General features: G+C 44.7%; 15 protein-coding genes and 1 tRNA gene. 10 read left to right on the top strand and 6 right to left on the bottom strand.

What is annotated here, in order from left to right; genetic code table 11:
- The first annotated feature begins 123 nt into the window (after window positions 1-123).
- The 9 genes from RLN88_RS12725 to RLN88_RS12685 all read left to right on the top strand — a co-directional run bounded on the left by RLN88_RS12725 (window position 124) and on the right by RLN88_RS12685 (window position 11,663).
- Window positions 124-1,815 (top strand): amidohydrolase family protein, encoded by a 1,692-nt coding sequence (locus tag RLN88_RS12725; RefSeq protein WP_350221788.1) that lies wholly within the window; start codon window positions 124-126, stop codon window positions 1,813-1,815.
- An 8-nt stretch (window positions 1,816-1,823) separates the two neighbouring features.
- Window positions 1,824-3,173 (top strand): amidohydrolase, encoded by a 1,350-nt coding sequence (locus RLN88_RS12720; protein WP_350221787.1) that lies wholly within the window; start codon window positions 1,824-1,826, stop codon window positions 3,171-3,173.
- Window positions 3,174-3,311: 138 nt separating this feature from the next.
- On the top strand, window positions 3,312-4,604 hold the full coding sequence (locus RLN88_RS12715; protein WP_350221786.1) for an amidohydrolase family protein: 1,293 nt from the start codon (window positions 3,312-3,314) through the stop codon (window positions 4,602-4,604).
- Between the two features lie 78 nt (window positions 4,605-4,682).
- Window positions 4,683-5,444 carry a patatin-like phospholipase family protein gene (locus RLN88_RS12710; RefSeq protein WP_350221785.1) on the top strand — a complete coding sequence of 254 codons (762 nt, stop codon included), beginning with the start codon at window positions 4,683-4,685 and terminating at the stop codon, window positions 5,442-5,444.
- A gap of 61 nt (window positions 5,445-5,505) precedes the next feature.
- Complete coding sequence (locus tag RLN88_RS12705; protein WP_350221784.1) at window positions 5,506-6,048, top strand: RNA polymerase sigma-70 factor; 543 nt, start codon at window positions 5,506-5,508, stop codon at window positions 6,046-6,048.
- Between the two features lie 25 nt (window positions 6,049-6,073).
- On the top strand, window positions 6,074-7,036 hold the full coding sequence (locus RLN88_RS12700; protein ID WP_350221783.1) for a FecR family protein: 963 nt from the start codon (window positions 6,074-6,076) through the stop codon (window positions 7,034-7,036).
- A 91-nt stretch (window positions 7,037-7,127) separates the two neighbouring features.
- The gene (locus RLN88_RS12695) at window positions 7,128-9,635 is read left to right on the top strand and encodes a TonB-dependent receptor (RefSeq protein ID WP_350221782.1); all 2,508 of its coding nucleotides are present in this window, start codon (window positions 7,128-7,130) and stop codon (window positions 9,633-9,635) included.
- Window positions 9,632-10,408: a DUF4249 family protein gene (locus tag RLN88_RS12690; protein ID WP_350221781.1), complete on the top strand. Its 777-nt coding sequence runs from the start codon at window positions 9,632-9,634 to the stop codon at window positions 10,406-10,408. Before RLN88_RS12695 ends, RLN88_RS12690 begins: the two co-directional genes overlap by 4 nt.
- A gap of 139 nt (window positions 10,409-10,547) precedes the next feature.
- Window positions 10,548-11,663, top strand: coding sequence for a hypothetical protein (locus RLN88_RS12685; RefSeq protein ID WP_350221780.1), 1,116 nt, complete (start codon window positions 10,548-10,550; stop codon window positions 11,661-11,663).
- A 65-nt stretch (window positions 11,664-11,728) separates the two neighbouring features.
- Here the strand turns inward: RLN88_RS12685 and trxB are convergent, their stop codons facing one another.
- The 5 genes from trxB to RLN88_RS12660 all read right to left on the bottom strand — a co-directional run bounded on the left by trxB (window position 11,729) and on the right by RLN88_RS12660 (window position 17,443).
- On the bottom strand, window positions 11,729-12,685 hold the full coding sequence (trxB, locus tag RLN88_RS12680; RefSeq protein WP_350221779.1) for a thioredoxin-disulfide reductase: 957 nt from the start codon (window positions 12,683-12,685) through the stop codon (window positions 11,729-11,731).
- 105 nt (window positions 12,686-12,790) lie between these two features.
- Complete coding sequence (pnp, locus tag RLN88_RS12675) at window positions 12,791-14,947, bottom strand: polyribonucleotide nucleotidyltransferase (protein WP_350221778.1); 2,157 nt, start codon at window positions 14,945-14,947, stop codon at window positions 12,791-12,793.
- An 82-nt stretch (window positions 14,948-15,029) separates the two neighbouring features.
- Entirely contained in the window at window positions 15,030-15,299 is a 270-nt protein-coding gene (rpsO, locus tag RLN88_RS12670; RefSeq protein ID WP_350221777.1) for a 30S ribosomal protein S15, read from the bottom strand.
- Between the two features lie 37 nt (window positions 15,300-15,336).
- Window positions 15,337-17,001, bottom strand: a complete 1,665-nt coding sequence (locus tag RLN88_RS12665) for an LptF/LptG family permease (protein WP_350221776.1) — start codon at window positions 16,999-17,001, stop codon at window positions 15,337-15,339.
- A 55-nt stretch (window positions 17,002-17,056) separates the two neighbouring features.
- Window positions 17,057-17,443, bottom strand: a complete 387-nt coding sequence (locus RLN88_RS12660) for an START-like domain-containing protein (protein ID WP_350221775.1) — start codon at window positions 17,441-17,443, stop codon at window positions 17,057-17,059.
- Window positions 17,444-17,573: 130 nt separating this feature from the next.
- Here RLN88_RS12660 and RLN88_RS12655 point away from each other — a divergent pair.
- Window positions 17,574-17,647, top strand: a tRNA-Met gene (locus RLN88_RS12655).
- 5 nt (window positions 17,648-17,652) lie between these two features.
- Here the strand turns inward: RLN88_RS12655 and RLN88_RS12650 are convergent.
- Window positions 17,653-18,510, bottom strand: coding sequence for a putative phage abortive infection protein (locus RLN88_RS12650; RefSeq protein WP_350221774.1), 858 nt, complete (start codon window positions 18,508-18,510; stop codon window positions 17,653-17,655).
- Between the last annotated feature and the right edge of the window lie 27 nt (window positions 18,511-18,537).

Below are 18,537 nucleotides of genomic sequence, written 5' to 3'. Positions count from 1 at the left end.
GGGGAAACATAATCATAAGACAAGCCGAAAGCTGCAAAGAAACACCATTCATATAATATTGGTTTTGAGCCACCAATAATTTCCTATCTTCAATCTCCATTTTAAACCTAAAGTAAATAACCTATGCAAAAACGTGACAGCTTATTCAGAGCTGTTCTGCTCCTGCTTATTGGCCTGGTGCCATGGCTGGGAATAGCGCAGGATAGTGACCTGAAGCCTGTAACCAATAAGTATGCAATTAAAAATGCAACGATTGTGCAGGCACCAGGAAAGACCATTTCCAATGGTACGGTTCTTATCGAAAACGGAATTATCAAAGCAGTGGGATCAAGTGTCTCTATCCCGGCAGATGCCTGGGTCGTAGATGCAGATTCCATGTTTGTTTATGCCGGATTCATAAGCGGACTTTCCAATATTGGTGTGGAAAAACCAAAAGATGAAGAGCAGAATGATGATCGTAAACTAACAGGAAACCCATCTTACGAGCGGGCCGGAATCACCCCTGGCAATTCGGCAAGATCAATGCTCAATCCAGGAGATAAATCTGTTGAGGATTTTAGAGGTCTGGGATTTACCGCTTCCCAAAGTGTACCCCACAATGGCATGCTTCCGGGAAAAGGTGCTATCATTCTCCTGGGTGGGAAAGATGGTGAGAGCATGGTAGTGAAAGACGAGACCACTATGTATGCACAGCTATCCGGCGCTGATGGTGTATATCCAAATACAGTAATTGGTGTGATGGCCAAGTACCGGGATTTGTACCGAAAGGCCAGCCAGGCAAGAGATTACCAGTATAAGTACAATAGCGATCCCAACGGTATGGAGCGACCAACTACTGACGCAACATTGGAAGCACTCTATCCGGTGGTATCCAAGCAGATGATGGTGGCCTACCGTGCTGAGGGTGTGAAAGATATCATGCGGGTTATCGCCCTTCAGCGAGATCTAGGGTTTAAATTAATGCTTGCTGAAGTGAAGCAAGGATGGGATGCTATTCCAGCGATTAAGTCGGTCGGAGCTCCTATATTCCTTTCACTAGACCTTCCTGAGTGGAAAGAGGAGAAGGCTGAGGAGGAAAAAGAAGAGGAAAAGAAAGAGCCCACCGAAGAAGAGCTGGAAGAGAAAGCTTTGACCGAGCGGCAAAATGCCATGATCAAAAACTACTACACCCAGGCTGGTAAATTCAGCAGCAATGGAGTGAAGTTCGGATTCTCCACACTGGAGGTGAAGTCAAAAGACTTCCGAACTAACCTATTGAAAGTGATAGAGAATGGCCTTTCTGAAGACAAGGCACTTGCTGCCTTAACCACTGAGCCCGCAAGTATTCTTGGCGTTTCTAACCTGATGGGAACCATTGAACCTGGTAAGATGGCCAACCTGGTCTTATCGGATACCGCCTATTTCACGAAAGACGCAAACGTACGATATGTGTTTGTGGATGGAGTGAAGTATGAATACGAAGCAAAAAAGAAGAAAAAGAAAAAAGATAACGGCGAAGAAGCGGTGGATGCTGCTGGTGTGTGGAACTACACCACGGAAACTCCACAAGGAAACGGAAGCGGTGTGATTACCATCAAGGGAACGCCGGGAGATTACAGCGGCACCATTTCGGTGAGCTATAATGGCAGTACCAACGACATTGAAAATGTAGTGGTAGATGGAAGCAACGTGACCTTCTCCTTTAAGCTGAACATGGGGGAAGAGATCACGGTGGATATCAGCATGGATATCGACGGTGACTCTTTTGAAGGCACCTTATCTGTGGCACAGTTTGGAAGCTTCCCGATGGAAGGATCCAGAGAACCTCAAAAATGACATTAGACATGAAGAAATTACAAATACTCGTACTATTCCTCCTGACCGCCTCCCTTGTGATGGCGCAGGACAAAGGCAGTGTGCTCATCAAAAACGGAACAGTTTTAACGGTAACGAAGGGCACACTTGAGAATACGGATGTCTTGATTCGGGATGGGAAAATTTCCCAAATCGGAAAAGGTCTGAGCGCTCCAAGTGGCGCAAAAACCATCGATGCAAGTGGCATGTATGTAATGCCGGGGATTATCGATGCGCATTCGCACCTGGCACTGGATGCAGTGAATGAAGCCACCAACCCAGTGACCGCAGAAGTGTGGGTGGGTGATGCAATGGATCCGCTGGATGTAGGCATCTATCAGGCTTTGGCAGGTGGTGTTACCGCAGCACATTCCATGCACGGATCTGCCAATGCGATTGGCGGGCAGTGCGAGACAGTGAAGTTTCGATATGGTGAAATAGACCCGGACAAAATGCGGATGGCAGGTGCCCCCCGCACCATCAAGTTTGCGTTGGGAGAAAACCCAACCAGAGTGCACGGAAGTGGCAATGGGATTCTCCCTCGTACCCGAATGGGTGTGGAACATGTGATCAGAAGCTCCTTCCAGGAAGCTAAAGAATACATGGAAGCCTGGAATGAATACAATGCCAAAAAGAATGACAAGCGATTCAAAGGAAAAGCCCCTGTATACGACCTTCGATTGGAGACACTGGCTGATATCCTTAAAGGGAATATCATCATTCATTGTCACTCCTATCGCGCAGATGAGATTTACATGCTGATGCAGGTTTGTAAGGATTTCGGTATAACAAAGCTGGTTTTCCAGCACGTGAATGAAGGTTTTAAAGTAGCCCCTGAGCTTGCGGAGTTTGGTGCAGGTGCATCTGTCTTTGCAGACTGGTGGGCATACAAATTTGAGGTGTATTACAGTACAGCATACAATGCCACCATCCTAACCAAAAATGGGGTAACTACCTCCATCAATTCAGATTCAGGAGAGCTCATCCGTCACCTCTACCACGAGGCTGCAAAGTCTCAGAAGTACGGAGGATTGTCAGACGATGAGGCGCTTTCATTGATCACGATCAATCCCGCTAAGCAGCTGGGCATTGCAGATCGGGTCGGTTCATTGGAAGTGGGCAAAGAAGGTGATGTGGCGATTTTCAAGAATCACCCACTTTCCATATACACCATTCCTATGGTCACTATTGTGGATGGTATCGTGCGATTCGATCGTGAAAATGATCCTGCAGACATGAGAATCTATCCTGATCCAGAGGAGAAAATCGATGTGACCCTTTGGGAAGCTGAAGATCACGATCGATGCATGCAGAACACAGAATTTTTGTTTCATAAATAGTTGCGAGATATCAGTTACAAGTTTCAATCATGAAGAATTTTAAGCAATTGATGATTTGGCAGGTAACCCGTGCCCGCTCTTCCTTCGAAATTGAATCAAACTAGTAGCTCAAAACTCACGACTCAAAACTTTTTAAAAATGAAAAAGATAAAATATACATTCCTATTGTTTCTGCTGATGATGGCGTGCTTGGCATCTGCCCAAATACCAAGTGCAGAAACAGGAACGTTTGCATTGACTAATGCAACCATTCAAACCATAACTAAAGGCACCATTCAGAATGGGACATTGATCATTGCTGACGGCAAAATCGCAGATATTGGAGCGAGCGTTTCCATCCCCTCAGGAGCCAAAACCATTGATTGTTCAGGCCTTACTATCTATCCGGGCATGATTGACGGAGGTACTCAGGTGGGTCTTGTTGAGGTTAGCTCTGATCCAAGGACGAGGGACAACAATGAGATTGGAGAAGTGATTCCGCACATTCAGGCACTAACGGCGGTAAATCCGAGCTCAGTCATTCTTCCAGTAACCCGGGTGAATGGGGTGACTACTGCATTGACCATGCCATCCGGTGGGTTATTTCCGGGCACGGCTGCCCTGATCAACCTTCACGGCTACACCCCTGACCAGATGTATGCCGGATTTAAAGGGATTGTGGTAAACTTTCCTGCAACAGGCAGAAGAGGACGATGGGATCGCAGGTCTGATGAGGATATCAAAAAAGCTGCGGACAAAGCGCTGGAGCAATTGAATGATGTGTGGGCTAAAGCCGTACAGTATCATAAAATCGATTCTGCAACGGGCGGAAAAGATCAACCATATTACCCGGAAATGGAGGCTTTGCTTCCTGCCGTAAGGGGTGAAATGAAGCTCCTCATCAACGTGGATGCTGCCAACGACATCAAATCCGCGCTTAAGTGGATTGAAGAAAAGGGGGCAGATGCGGTGCTATGCGGCGTAGCTGAAGGCTGGAGAGTGGCTAAGGAAATTGCGGAGGCTGGAATTCCGGTAATTACCGGTCCGGTGCTAAGCAACCCTACCCGGGACTATGATCGGTACGATCGCCCATATGCTAATGCAGGTGCAATGCAAAAGGCTGGCGTAAAAGTGGCAGTACGTACCAACGATATGGAAAACACCCGCAACCTCCCCTATCATGCAGGATTTGCTGCTGCCTATGGCATGGGGAAAGAGGAGGCGCTAAAGGCTGTCACCATTATCCCGGCGGAGATTTTTGGAGTGGCTGACAGGTATGGCTCTTTGGAGAAAGGGAAAGTTGCTAATCTATTTGTAACAGATGGCGATCCATTCGAGACACGAACGCAGGTGAAATATGTATTCATCGATGGATGGAATATCCCGATGGTGAGCAGGCATACCCAGCTGTATGAAGAGTACTTGGAGCGAGCTCCCGGAGCAGAAAAGTAACACGAAAACAATATAGGCTTAAAAGGCATCTCAGATTTGAGGTGCCTTTTTTGTTGGAAGCTGATTAATTTTAGAAACATGTCAAAATCAAAGAAATACAAGATCGGAATAGCACTTGGAGGTGGAGGCGCCAGGGGTTTTGCTCATTTAGGCGTGCTTCAGGCATTGGAAGAACGGGGCATCAAGCCCGATGTGATTTCTGGGGTAAGTGCTGGGGCAATTGCCGGAGCTTTTATTGCTTCAGGACATTCGCCAAAAGAAGCATTTGACATCATCAAGGAATACCGTTTCACCGCCATCTCTGAGCTAAACATTCCCAAGACCGGCTTGCTAAGCTCGGCTAAGATGAAATCCAGAATGCTAAAAAAGATACCCATCAAAAAATTGGAAGATCTGCAAATCCCTTTGATAGTATGCGTGAGCAACATGCTTGAAGGCAAACCCGAGTACCTAACTGAAGGACCTCTGGCAGATATTGTTCAGGCATCAGCTTCCATTCCGGTACTTTTCAGTCCGGTAGAAATCAATGGAAAGCTATACTCAGACGGTGGCATCTTTGACAATGTGCCGGTAAAGCCATTGAAGAAGATATGCAAAAAGGTCATTGGTGTGAGCATCAGCCCCATCCAGCAAATTGACAGTCTGAATAACCTGATCCAGGTGACTACCCGTATGTTTCAGTTAGCAGTGAACCCTGGTAATGGAGCCCTAAAACGCAAATGCGACATATTCATTGAGCCCACTGAGCTGTGCAATTACGACATCATGGATACCAAACATGCCCAGGAAATTTTTGATATCGGGTACGATTATGTGAAAAAGATGGAAATTGAATTGTAATCAAGAACAAGTAGAAGCCCTATATTGCTTATAAGGTCTACAAATTCGATCACCCTGTACAATGAATTTTACAGAGCAGGACTTTGAGAAAATATTTAAGGAGTACTTCCCTTACCTATGCTCCTTTGCTAAAAAATATGTGGATGACCTGGATGATTGCAAAGACATAGTGCACAATGTTTTTATCAATCTCTGGCAGAGGCAGGATGAAATTGACCTGACCACCTCCCTAAAACCCTACCTCTTCAAGTCGGTGCACAATCGATGTTTGAACCACCTGCGAGACCGAAAGAAAATTGTAAGCCATGAAATAGAAATAGATAATGAAAAAGTGACCGCCTACATCGAATCAAGGGATTATCTTGAGGAATCTGAGCTACAGGCCCGAATTGTAGACGCAGTAGACGCACTACCTGAAAAGACCAAAAGGATTTTTAAGCTGAGCAGGTTTGAAGGAAAAAAATACCTTGAAATCGCCGAAATTGAAGGTATTTCAGTAAAAACCGTAGAGGACCAGATGTCGAAAGCATTGAGATTACTCCGGGAAAAGTTGAAGGACTATTTAATTATTTACATTTTTATTCAATTTTTTCCAGGGTTTTAGAGTCCTGATGTGTGACAAAACAGACGTGAAAGAAAACACAAACCATAGCGAACTCATACACCTGGCAAGCCAGCGATTTGCAGGAGAAGCTTCTCCTGAAGAATTGGCTCGTTTAGAAGAGCTACTTGCCGATAAAGGGAATAGTCAGTTTTTCTCCGAACTGGAAAAGGTGTGGAATGGGACAGGAAAAGTTGCTGGAATCACGCAAGATGATATAAATGAGGAATGGTTAAGGTTGAGGGGTGAAATGAGACTGGCAAAACGTCCATCATTCCCTTTCCTCAAAATCGCTGCTTCCATCGCCTTGATCGCTGTGATCGGCATTGCTTTTTACTTTACCAACAGGGCCGACCAGGAATACCTGATAGCAGGACAGGTACAAACCCAAACCCTGAATGACGGCTCCATGGTCACGCTCAATGCACAAAGTGAGCTAAACTATCCTGCAACATTTTCCGGGGAAACCAGAGAAGTACAATTGAAAGGGGAAGCTTTTTTTGAAGTGGAGCGAAACCCGGAAAAACCATTTATCATCCGCACCTCCTCCGTTGCAGTTGCAGTGCTGGGTACCTCCTTCACCGTAAGGGCCAGGGAAAGTGAAAAAACGGCCACTGTAGTGGTTGCTTCAGGATCAGTAGAGGTAAGCCATCGGGGGGACAAAATCCGGCTGGAGGTAGGGGAAAAAGGCATTTTAGACAAGGAATCCGGCCGCTTATTTAAGCTGGTGAACAATGACCCCAATTTTCTCTCCTGGAAAACAGGCAAATTCACATTTGCCAATACCCCCCTAAGCGAAGTGATCAACGTCCTGGACAATGCATTCACCGAGAAAATAACATTGAAGGAACCTAGCCCCACAGGATGCCCGGTTACCGTTTCATTCGAAAACCAATCACTGGATTCCATCCTGGAAATCTTAAAAGCCACCCTTGGCTTATCTATACAAAAAACCAAGACAGAAATTCTGATAAGTGGCCAGGGTTGTTGATATTGACAGTCAAATGTCCCTTTTGCGCCTTATTTTCGTTTGTTTAACCTTATGCCTGCTGGCATTAAAGACGGCAGGGCAATCAGGCATTTTGGATACCAAAGTTAGCTTGCGCCCACAGGATATGAGGCTGTCAGAGGCACTCGATGAAATCACCCGCCAGACAGGGATAACCTTTTCCTACAGCCCCCGAAGTATCCCCGTGGATCAACAAGTGCGAATCACTTCTTCACCAAAGTCCTTGAAGGCTGCTTTGGACGATTTGCTGCTGGGGATGAGCGTGGAATACGTGATTGTGGAGGGTAAGGTGGTCTTGAGGAAATCAGAAAATAGCGGGAGGGCAGGGCAAAGCTTCACCATCAGTGGCTACCTGCGAGGCAGTGAAGACGGGGAAACGCTCATCGGTGCAACCGTATGGGTAGAAAGACCGGGGCTTGGCACCATCACCAATGCTTATGGCTTTTATTCGATTACGCTACCCGCAGGAATTTATGTCCTCAAGTGCTCCTACCTAGGCTATGAAAGCACCACCCGGGAGATCAGGCTTTCGGGCAACCTTGGCTTGGACATAGACCTGAAGGCAAGCACATCCATGCTGGAAGAGGTGGTGGTGACCGTAAGCGACTCGGTGAAAACTGTAGGTCAGGTGCATTCAAATATTGCAGAGCTAAGCAATAGCACCATCCTCCAAAAGCCCGCAGTTTTAGGCGAGCCGGATGTGATCAAGTCATTGGACATCCTTCCGGGCATTCAGCTTTTCAATGACGGCTCCACATTTTTCCACGTAAGGGGTGGAAACAGGGATCAAAACCAAATCCTGGTGGATGAAGCCCCCATCTACAATCCTGCACACCTTTTAGGCTTGTTTAGCTCATTCATGCCAGAAGCGATCAAAGACATCAAAATCTATAAGGGAAATGCCGGTGCGGAATTTGGCGGGCGGGTTTCTTCAGTGATGGACATCCACACCAAAGATGGGAACATGAAAAAGCACCACATAAATGGACGGCTAGGGCTGGTGACTACCCGGCTTTCGGTAGATGGCCCCATCAGGAAAAACCATAGTTCCTTTTTCGTATTTGGTAGGCGCTCCCATATAAAACCTCTGGTAAGCAGCGAGGATTTTGATGAATTCTTCTTTTCTGACCTTACGGGAAAAGTAAATCTCAGGCTCAATCAAAATAACCGCCTCTTCCTCTCGGTGTTTTCCAGTAAGGATCAGTACCTGGGTGAAGAGGGGCTTGCCTGGGAAAACATCGCCGGTACCATCCGGTGGAACCACACCTTTAATGACCGTCTGTTTTCCAACACCACGTTCTATTCCAGCAAGTATGAATACCGGCTCATCACATCCCCCACCCAGACATGGGCCAACCACATTGCCAATGCCAGTTTGAAAACAGACTTCACCTTTTATAAAAAACCTGAAAGCACCCTCAGGTTTGGGTTTAAGCTGAGTGGCCACAATTTCAATCCCGGCAACCTGGAAGGAAATGAAAATGCCCCGTTTGTCCCAAAAAGAAATGCGACCGAATTTTCCCTCTACTACAGCAACGAAAAGCAACTATCTAGGCGCTGGCTCCTAACCTATGGGGTGAGGCTCAGTACCTGGACCAATTACGGAAGGACGATTGAATACACCATAGATGAGGATTATGCAGTTACTGACACCACAACTTACGAAGACCGCAGCAGCTATAATGAATACGCTAACCTGGAGCCCCGAATCAAGCTGACGCACATTCTAAATGAACGCAACTTTCTCAACGTGAATTACACCCGATCAGCACAATACATCAACCTGATAAGCAACTCCATCAGCCCATTCAATAACCTGGAAGTGTGGCTCCCTGCGAGTGTCAATATCAAGCCGCAGCTTGCAGACCAGCTTTCCCTTGGCTGGATACACAACAGGGAAAAGTGGCAATTGAATATTGAAGGGTATTATAAAGCCCTGCAAAACCAGATCGACTATGCCAATCAGGCGGAACTGTTGCTGAACCCACAGTTTGAGGCAGAGATCCGCTCCGGAGCGGGGACGGCCTATGGACTGGAGGCCATCTTGACGAAAAAGACCGGGAAGCTGACTGGAAGCCTTGCTTATACCATTGCAAGGTCAACCCGGAAAATTGAAGGGATCAACAATGGAAATTCGTATACAGCCCTCTCTGATCGCCCGGCACAATTTTCCATCAACGCTGTGATGAGCAAGAATGAACGTACCCATTTTTCAGGAACCCTGATTGTGGCTTCAGGTTCCCCGGTGACCACCCCCACTTCCTTCTATCAATATGCAGGACGCACCGTACCCATCTATGCCGAGAAAAACAACGACCGGCTCCCCACCTATCACCGGCTGGATTTGGGATGGTCGCATCGCCTGAATAAAATGGAGCGAAAATACAACCACTTTATTTCCGTCTCCATCTTCAATTTTTATGGACAAAAAAATTCTGTGCTCAGAAGTTTCAATAAAATCATCCAGGATGATGGGGATATCGTGGTGCCCACGACCATAAACACTCCGGAAGCGCTTAAAAGCACTCATACATTTGTCTACCGAATGGTCCCATCCATCTCTTATTCGTTTCACTTATGAAAAAACCAGTGTACATATTGCTATTTATGCTCCTATTGTTTCGGTGCGAAGAGGTGTCTGATCAGGGCCTTGACATAAGAAATGAATCATTGCTTGTTGTAGATGGAGGCATTACAAATGAATTTACCAATCAGGAAATCAAGCTTTCATTGACCTTTGAAGACGTGGGGCAGCAGCCACCTCCTGTCACAGATGCTTTTGTAGTGGTCAATGACGGGGAAATCAATCATTTTTTCACACATGATGAGGATAGGCCTGGCACCTATCAAAACAATACTCTGACTGCCCTTTTTGGTAAAGCCTATGTGCTTTTTATTGAATATGAGGGAAAGGAGTATTTTGCAGTGGCAGCATCGGAAGTAGGCACCTCCCTGCCACCCTTGCTGGTGGAAGAAACCGAAGATGGAACCCTGGAATATATCCACTCTGAGACTGTGCCCTCTATGACACTGGTAGACGCCACCTGGGAGGAAGATGGAGAAGTAATCTCAAAGGAAGCATTCTTCTATACGTTGGATGTGGTGGACATCACTCAAACCTTTGCCCCGGAAAAAGACCCGTTCACCTTTCCAAAGGGATCCACTCTTTTCCGAAAAAAGTATTCCCTCACGCCGAGCCATCAAAACTTTCTTCGTTCGTTCTTATCAGAAGTAGACTGGCGAGGTGGTGTATTTGATGCTGCACCCGGCAATGTCCTGACCAATCTTTCCGAAGGTGCTGTGGGGTATTTCTTTGTCTCAATGGTTGATTCAGACTCCACCAGTGTAGAATAATGAATTGTTTTTTACTATTGATTTTCAGATAGTTACAATTAATTCTGAAGAATTTTAAAAAATAATCCAGGGTAAGGACAAAAGGACGTGTGATAAGATCAAACACAAACATGTATCAATCATGAAAACGAAAAACACAATGAAAAAGATAAACCTAGTAGCCCTGCTATCACTGATAGTGCTGATGCTTTTTGCAGTCTCATGCGATGACTCCATTGACACTCCTCCAACTGAGGAGAGTGTTTTACCGGATCGATTCTCTATCGATGTGCCTGATCCACTGGCCAACCCTGATGCGGCTAACGGTAGAAAGGCAGGTCGTACTGCAGAGGATGAATTGAATGGAAATGAAATTTATGAATTGCTTTCTCTTTTTATCGCAATTGGCGAAGGTGCAGGTGACCTTAATGAAGCCATATTGGGTGGATTAAACAGCTTTAAAATCAGCAAGGCATTTTTCCTAAGCTATGAGAGCGATGATGATGGACGAATCAAAAACATGGTGGTGGAAGAGGGTGCTACCTACGAAGGGCAGGAATTTGAGTGGTCTATTACCATAACCGATGCAGAATCAGAAGGCAATGATGATGGAGGAAAGGCCATGCAGGTATTTTGGAACAAAGAAGTGATCAAAGGTGTGGCTATCTTAAAGCCTTATAACATCGACAGGATCAAGGATGCGGAAGCTGGTGACGCCATTTACAGAATCGAATATTCAGAAGATGCTGGGAACTATGATGCCCATATGATCGTCACCATTGACAACCTGCCACTTGAAGACCCTGAGGTTGATCCATATTCCATCAGCACCTTGAAAATGTTTGTAGGTAAAAAAGGGGAAGTAATAGATGTGTATGGAAACTCCTACCATCCCAATGCTACTTTCTTTACTGACTCTCAGGGATTCGACTGGGCATTTGTCGCTTCAGGAATACATAAAGGAAGTATTGGTGTAGCTGAAGTAGGTCTTCCGAGTGGAAACCTTGATTCAAATGATCGAACCGTGTTGTTGGTAGAAAACTCTTTGAAAAATGTCTTCACCGAACAAATTCAAACAGCATTCCCTGGTTTGCCTCAGGAGCAGATTGATGCTTACCTACAAAACACAGAAGCACCAGGATATTTTAACTCTGATGGGTTTATCCAGGGAGGGGAATCACCCGATCCACTTTTTGATCAGTTTGCTGATCGCCTTCAGGACTTAACCCCTTACAATCCTGCTGACATAGCAGCACTGGAAGTGAACTTTAACTAACTGACAGACAAATTAAAAAGCCTTGCGAGTAATCTCGCAAGGCTTTTTGTATTTTGGTTTTCTAATCAGGCATTCGCCTCTTGCATTTCCACCTCTTTCTCTGCAATCCACTTCTCCGCATCCAGTGCCCCCATACAGCCTGAACCAGCAGCAGTCACCGCCTGACGGTAGATTTTGTCCTGGGCATCACCCGTTGCAAATACTCCGGGGATGTTGGTTTTGGATGTTCCGGGGATGGTCTTGATGTAGCCCTGCTCATCCATATCCAGCCATCCTTTAAAGATGTCTGTGTTTGGCTTGTGCCCAATCGCTACGAAAAATCCCTGGGCCTCCAGCACTTGCTCTTCTCCTGTCTGAGTGTTTACTACCTTCACACCATTCACCTCTTCATCACCCAATACTTCCTTGGTTTCAGTGTTCCAAAGGATTTCAATATTCGGAGCATTCTTCACTCTCTGCTGCATGATCTTGGAAGCTCGCATCTCGTCTCTTCGCACCAGCATATATACTTTATTCACAATCTTAGAAAGATAGCTAGCCTCTTCTGCGGCTGTATCTCCTGCACCTACAATCACCACATCCTGGCCTCTGAAGAAAAAGCCATCACACACTGCGCATGCAGAAACACCTTTGCCATTGAGTCGCTGCTCGCTTTCAATCCCCAGCCATTTTGCTGATGCTCCGGTAGATATAATTACTGCCTCTGCTTCAATCTCGGTTCTTTCATCCACCGTTACTTTGTGTGGCCATCCGCTAAAGTCCACCGAGGTAATCATCCCGCTGCGTACGTCTGTTCCAAACCGCTCCGCCTGTTTCTGGAAATCCACCATCATCTGTGGCCCAATCACTCCATCCGGATAGCCGGGATAATTTTCCACGTCGTTCGTAATGGTAAGCTGGCCGCCCGGCTGGCCGCCTTGATAAAGGACTGGCTTCATCCCTGCCCTGGCGGCATAGATGGCAGCTGTAAAGCCAGCAGGTCCAGATCCAATGATTAATACTTTTACTCTTTCTGTTGGCATGTTCTTTTAAGTTCTTTTACAAAAAAATGGTGTTCCGAATCAGAACACCATCTTATTAGCTTTTGTGCCCGATGGGCTATATAAAATTTTAAAGTGTCCTGAGGATTACTCTTCGGTCTTTTCCGCTGGTTCCGGCTTAGGAGGACGAGGTAACAATACTTTTCTTGAAAGCTTGAACTTTCCTGTCTTCTTATCAATGTCAATCAACTTTACCTTGATCTCCTCTCCTTCTTCCATCACATCTGCCACATTTTCTACCCGCTCCCACTTTATCTCCGAGATATGTAGTAATCCGTCTTTTCCTGGAAGGAATTCAACAAACGCTCCAAATGGCATAATTGACTTCACTTTGCCATCGTATACTTCGCCAATTTCAGGCTGCTGTACGATTGCCTTGATTCGCGCCATGGCATTATTTAGTGAATCGCCATCTACAGCGAAGATGCTCACTTTTCCTCCACGCTCATCTTCTTCAATGTTTACCGTAGCACCTGACTCTTTCTGAATTTCCTGAATGATTTTTCCACCAGGCCCAATCACCGCACCGATCAACTCACGATCAATCCGCAATTGCTCCATTCTCGGTGCATGCGATTTCAACTCAGCCCTGGGCTGTGTGATAGACTTGGCCATCTCTCCAAGGATGTGCATTCTTCCTTCTTTAGCCTGGTTCAATGCTTTCGCCAGCACTTCGTAAGAAAGTCCGTCCACTTTGATATCCATCTGGCATGCTGTAATCCCCTCGGTAGTACCTGTCACTTTGAAGTCCATGTCACCAAGGTGATCTTCATCTCCAAGAATGTCCGAAAGGATAGCGTACTTTCCAGACTTACTATCTGAGATCATTCCCATTGCAATCCCGGAAACCGGCCTTTTCAATTTGATACCTGCATCCATGATAGCCATCGTTCCTGCACAAACAGTTGCCATGGAAGATGAACCATTGGACTCAAGAATATCTGAAACCACACGAAGCGTGTAAGGGTTACCCTCATCTTCGGTTGGAATCATTGGTTTCAATGCCCTCATGGCCAGGTTTCCATGTCCCACTTCTCTTCGTCCAGGGCCTCTGTTTGGCCTTACTTCTCCTGTAGAAAAGCCTGGGAAGTTATAATGAAGGATAAATTTGTTATATCCGGAGATCATTGCTCCGTCGATCATCTGCTCATCCAGCTTCGTTCCGAGTGTTACGGATGTCAAAGATTGCGTCTCACCACGGGTGAATAAGGCTGATCCGTGTGCAGATGGAAGGTAGTCAACCTCTGTCCAGATCGGTCTGATCTCATCCGGCTTACGACCGTCTATTCGCTCCTGCGTATCCAACACGAAGTTTCGCACTGCTTCCTTCTCAATATCATGGAAGTATTTCCCGAGAAGGAAATTATCCATCTCCTCAAGTTGCTCTTCCGAAAACTGAGCAATCCATTCCTCATACACAGCCTTGAAAGCTTCTTTTCGCTCTGACTTATTCGGGTTCTTTTTAGCCGCTACATCATAAAGCTTCTGGTACATGGCTTTATGCATAGATGCTTTCAGTTCTTCATCCTTTGGTTCGTGATTATACTCGCGTTTTTCTGTTGTTCCAGCTTCCTTAGCCAGCTCAATTTGAGCCTGACATTGGATCTTAATTTCTGCATGTGCTGCCTTGATAGCATCAAGCATCTCAGACTCATCTACTTCTTTAGACTCGCCTTCCACCATCATGATGTTGTCCATCGTCCCTGCTACAATCAGATCAAGAGATGCTTTTGCAAGGTCTTCAGTTTTCGGATTAATGATGTATTTATCCTCTAGTTTAATCACCCGTACCTCCGAAATCGGGCCACCAAATGGAATGTCTGATACGGAAATAGCAGATGAAGCTGCCAAAGCTGCAAGCGCATCCGGCATCACATCCTTGTCCGCTGAAATCAATTGGATGAATACCTGAGTGTCTGCGTGATAGTCCTCAGGGAAGAGTGGTCTGAGAGCTCTATCTACCAGTCGGCAGATCAGCACTTCATAGTCTGAGAGTTTTCCTTCTCTTTTCAAAAAGCCGCCTGGGATTTTTCCTGCTGCTGCAAATTTTTCCTGATAGTCTACGGAGAGTGGCAAGAAATCCACTCCTTCTTTGGCTTCCTTCGAAGAAACCACAGTTGCCAAAAGTTTGGCATTTCCCATTGTCACTACGACAGATCCATCCGCTTGTTTAGCTAATTTTCCTGTTTCGATGGATACTTCCCTGCCGTCAGATAGTTGGAAAGTTTTAGTAATTACGTTCATAATAAATGGATAAAGAGGACACGGTTTGTCCTCTGGTGTTTACAATCAAAAAAGGGAATCAGAAATTTGATCCCCTTGTTTTTTATTTTCTGATGTTGAGCTTCGCAATGATGCTACGATATCTTTCGATATCATTTTTGTGTAGATAGTCAAGAAGTCTTCTTCTTTTACCTACCAGCTTCAAAAGACCCAATCTTGATGCATGGTCTTTTTTCTGAGTTTTAAGGTGGTCAGTCAGGTGGTTGATTCGGTGAGTGAACAACGCGATTTGACCTTCTGCAGACCCTGTGTCTGTAGCTGACTTACCGTGCTCTTTAAAAATTTCTTCCTTTTTTTCTTTTGCTAGATACATTCTAAAATCGTCTACCTCTTTTTAATGAAGCGCAAATTTAGGCTTTGTTATGATTCCGAGCAAATCTACGCTTAAGCTTTTCTATCCAGATAGTATAGATGTCAATATCAAATAGACGAGCATCTATACGAGCCTGACGTAAAAAGAATAGGCCAAATGGCAACAAAACCAAATCTGACATCCAGGATGCCAGGTATGGATCCATGACGCCTGTCTTTGCTTGTTTTTCACCAATGCTAGTAAACGCATAATATATGATGAAAAAGAAAATAGCAATGATCGTAGGGACGCCCAGCCCTCCTTTCTTGATGATGGCTCCAAGTGGTGCGCCTATCAAAAACATTAAAATACATGCTAAAGCCTGTGCATATTTTTTCTGCATTTCAATAGTATAGAGGTTGATCTCACGAGTTAATTGATCTCTTCTGGTCTTTGCGGAATTGATGGCTACTTTGACGTTACGGGCCTTGTTTAGAGCTTCGGTATAGAGCACCTTTTTTGATTTCCAGACAATATTGACATAAGATTCAATGTAACTCCAAGTAAAAGTATCAATCTTTTGAGCCTTCAATGCCCTCTTCATAAGTACTCCTTCACTTTTCAAGCTATCCGTAAAATTCATAACGCTTGGATTGTTCTCAGGAAGAATCCTTTTGTCTTTCTTATTACCGTCAAACTTTTTCTGAGATTCCTTTTTCACATATGTCTGACCAAAGTCAAATGATAAAAATGAAGCTTCGATGAGGTTGAAACTACCTCCATTAATTGAATCCGCAAGCTGAATTCTATCAATAATTCCTTTCTTTTTTTGAAAATGATAACCCAAATATTGACTTATACCTCTAATAAAATTTGCTTTTTGACTTAGTGTTGCATTTTGAAAAGAATCAATATCATGCCTCAACTCATCAATATTTTTCATTTGCCTGTTGTTCTGGAATAGCTCCTCCTTTCGCCTTTTCAAATCAAAGGATGCAAGGCTGAATACCATATCCATCTTATCGTATTCGGTGCGATAAAACCGATCTATTTCACTTTCAGATTCTGCTTCCTCAGAATAATAATGCCCATTATACAATTCCAATTTAAGATAGCGGTCATCCATAATGGTGTACATCAGACTGGAATCTGCCAAAATCACCGTTTTGTTGCCCCTTCCTATTGCATGATCGTATATAATCACGTCAATCAATGTTTTGCCATCTGGCAACTTATCCTTCGCCTTGATGCTGTAATCTGGTATTCCATTGTAGAATGCGCCAGCCTTTATATCCAATGCTGGCTTGGTGTGCTTTATGTCATAGAGTAGGCTGTATGCTTTAAGATTGGCGGCAGGTATTGTATAATTATTAAAAAAATATGCACCTATTGACAATACGATTACGAACAGAAATATGGGCCTTAATGCTCTAAGAATCGTAATTCCGGAACTCTTGATTGCTGTTAGTTCGAAATGTTCACCCAGATTTCCAAAGGTCATCAGAGATGCTAGTAAAACACCCAGAGGAAGTGCGATTTGGAGCATATTGAGTGAGAAGTAAAAAAGCAGCTCAGCAAACACTGTAAACCCCAAGTTCTTTCCTACAAAATCATCGAAGTACTTGAGCATGTACTGAAGAAGCAGAATGAAATTGGCAACTGCAGTTGTAAGCACGAAGGGTGCTATGAAAGACTTAAGCATCAGGACATCCAACTTCTTCATAGGGGCAAAATTAGAAAATTGGATGTTAGCAAGAAAGATACCAGGGTAGTAGCAATCAGCCCCCCACAATCTCCTTCAGATCATGAATCAGACTTTCCCAAAGTTCACTCGCCTCCTCTTCGTCCATATCGGAGTAGTCGGTGATGCGCACATACACTGATTGGGTCAGTTCGTTCATGTCAATTTTAAACTCAAAGAAGTTATTATCTTCATCGTCCTCGTCTATCACATCAAAGCGAACGTGATGGTTGGTGCGGTTTGAAGTAAGTCTGGCTCTGGATTCATCTCCATCCCAGATAAATGTGTAAACCTTGTCTTCATTATTGATATTCACGTCATCCGCAAACCACTGAGCTAAACCAGAGGCTGTACTGAAATATGGATAAAGCATCTTCTTAGAAGCGTTGAACTCAAACTCACCTACATACTTATACTTTGCCATACGCGTGAAATTTTCGATAAGGTAAAAAAAAAATCTATTTCGGCAAGCCGATGGCAGAAAAGAAATCTTTTATAGATTTGCGTTCCTTTTTCAGGAGGGCTTCAAAAATACTTCCCGAAAAAACACCAATGGCGAGGTAGCTCAGTTGGTTAGAGCGTCGGATTCATAACCCGGAGGTCAGGGGTTCAACTCCCCTCCTCGCTACTTATTTAATCCTCCTTCTTAAATGCCATACCATCCACCTTCTTCAGATGATATGGATCTACATCAGCCACTGCACGCTCATTTAGCTTTTGGAATAAATGGTACTTTTCTATTACCTCAATGAGCTCTTTATTTTTAGAAACCAGAATGATGTAGAAGAAATGAACCTGAACTTCCTGCTCGGTAAAGTGTGACTTTACGATGTTGTAATAAAAGGATGGATCATGGCTCTTGTTTTTGATGAACATGAGCAACGCTTTATAATTTTCCAGATAGTGCTGAAAGGTGTTTTTATAACCTTCGAAAACCGCAATAAACGTATTTTCAAAAGACTCATCAGAAGGGCTCATGCCTCCAGCGTCCGCTTTCCGTCTTTTCTTCAGCTTGTCCGTTTCCCTTTTAAATTCCATATACAATTCGTCAAAGGCATTATTTGATTTGGCCTTTGCGTTGATTTTGGTATTGCGGATGTGATTGGCTGCATTAATATGAAAATTGAGAAGCTGGAAAAAGGTATTTTCAAATTGCTGGATAGCAATAGTTTTGGATTGATCTTCCATGATTTTCCTGCTCTCGTGAAGCTCCATTCGCTGGAGGACAAGCTCACGCTTTTGATAAATGAGTGCAAGAAAAAACAGGATCACCCCCGCCAGTGCCCAGATAGGCCCTACTGTTCCGCCCAGAAACTCTCCGGCCATTCCCAGGAGGTTTCGATCCTGCCAGACCTCTTCATCAAAACCATTCATTTTGATGATGAAGATGTAGCAAAGCCACAGTCCCAGACCGATTGCGATGAAAGCACATAGAGCCAGGAGATTCGCCAGGATATCTCCCCAGTTGAGATTAGGTTTTTTGATTTTCATGGTTTCGATCAGGTTGGGATAAAATTA

The sequence above is a fragment of the Ekhidna sp. genome (genome assembly GCF_040223195.1).
GTDB lineage: Bacteria > Bacteroidota > Bacteroidia > Cytophagales > Cyclobacteriaceae > Ekhidna.
Note: the sequence above shows the minus strand (reverse complement) of the source record. Positions and strands in the feature narration are given on the sequence as shown.

Bases quoted from the DNA above. Each gene is read 5' to 3' on its own strand.
- RLN88_RS12710 (WP_350221785.1), top strand. From the start codon at position 4,683: ATGTCAAAATCAAAGAAATACAAGATCGGAATAGCACTTGGAGGTGGA.
- RLN88_RS12720 (WP_350221787.1), top strand. From the start codon at position 1,824: ATGAAGAAATTACAAATACTCGTACTATTCCTCCTGACCGCCTCCCTT.
- RLN88_RS12690 (WP_350221781.1), top strand. From the start codon at position 9,632: ATGAAAAAACCAGTGTACATATTGCTATTTATGCTCCTATTGTTTCGG.
- RLN88_RS12715 (WP_350221786.1), top strand. From the start codon at position 3,312: ATGAAAAAGATAAAATATACATTCCTATTGTTTCTGCTGATGATGGCG.
- RLN88_RS12665 (WP_350221776.1), bottom strand. From the start codon at position 17,001: ATGAAGAAGTTGGATGTCCTGATGCTTAAGTCTTTCATAGCACCCTTC.
- RLN88_RS12660 (WP_350221775.1), bottom strand. From the start codon at position 17,443: ATGGCAAAGTATAAGTATGTAGGTGAGTTTGAGTTCAACGCTTCTAAG.
- rpsO (WP_350221777.1), bottom strand. From the start codon at position 15,299: ATGTATCTAGCAAAAGAAAAAAAGGAAGAAATTTTTAAAGAGCACGGT.
- RLN88_RS12725 (WP_350221788.1), top strand. From the start codon at position 124: ATGCAAAAACGTGACAGCTTATTCAGAGCTGTTCTGCTCCTGCTTATT.
- RLN88_RS12705 (WP_350221784.1), top strand. From the start codon at position 5,506: ATGAATTTTACAGAGCAGGACTTTGAGAAAATATTTAAGGAGTACTTC.
- trxB (WP_350221779.1), bottom strand. From the start codon at position 12,685: ATGCCAACAGAAAGAGTAAAAGTATTAATCATTGGATCTGGACCTGCT.
- pnp (WP_350221778.1), bottom strand. From the start codon at position 14,947: ATGAACGTAATTACTAAAACTTTCCAACTATCTGACGGCAGGGAAGTA.
- RLN88_RS12650 (WP_350221774.1), bottom strand. From the start codon at position 18,510: ATGAAAATCAAAAAACCTAATCTCAACTGGGGAGATATCCTGGCGAAT.
- RLN88_RS12685 (WP_350221780.1), top strand. From the start codon at position 10,548: ATGAAAAAGATAAACCTAGTAGCCCTGCTATCACTGATAGTGCTGATG.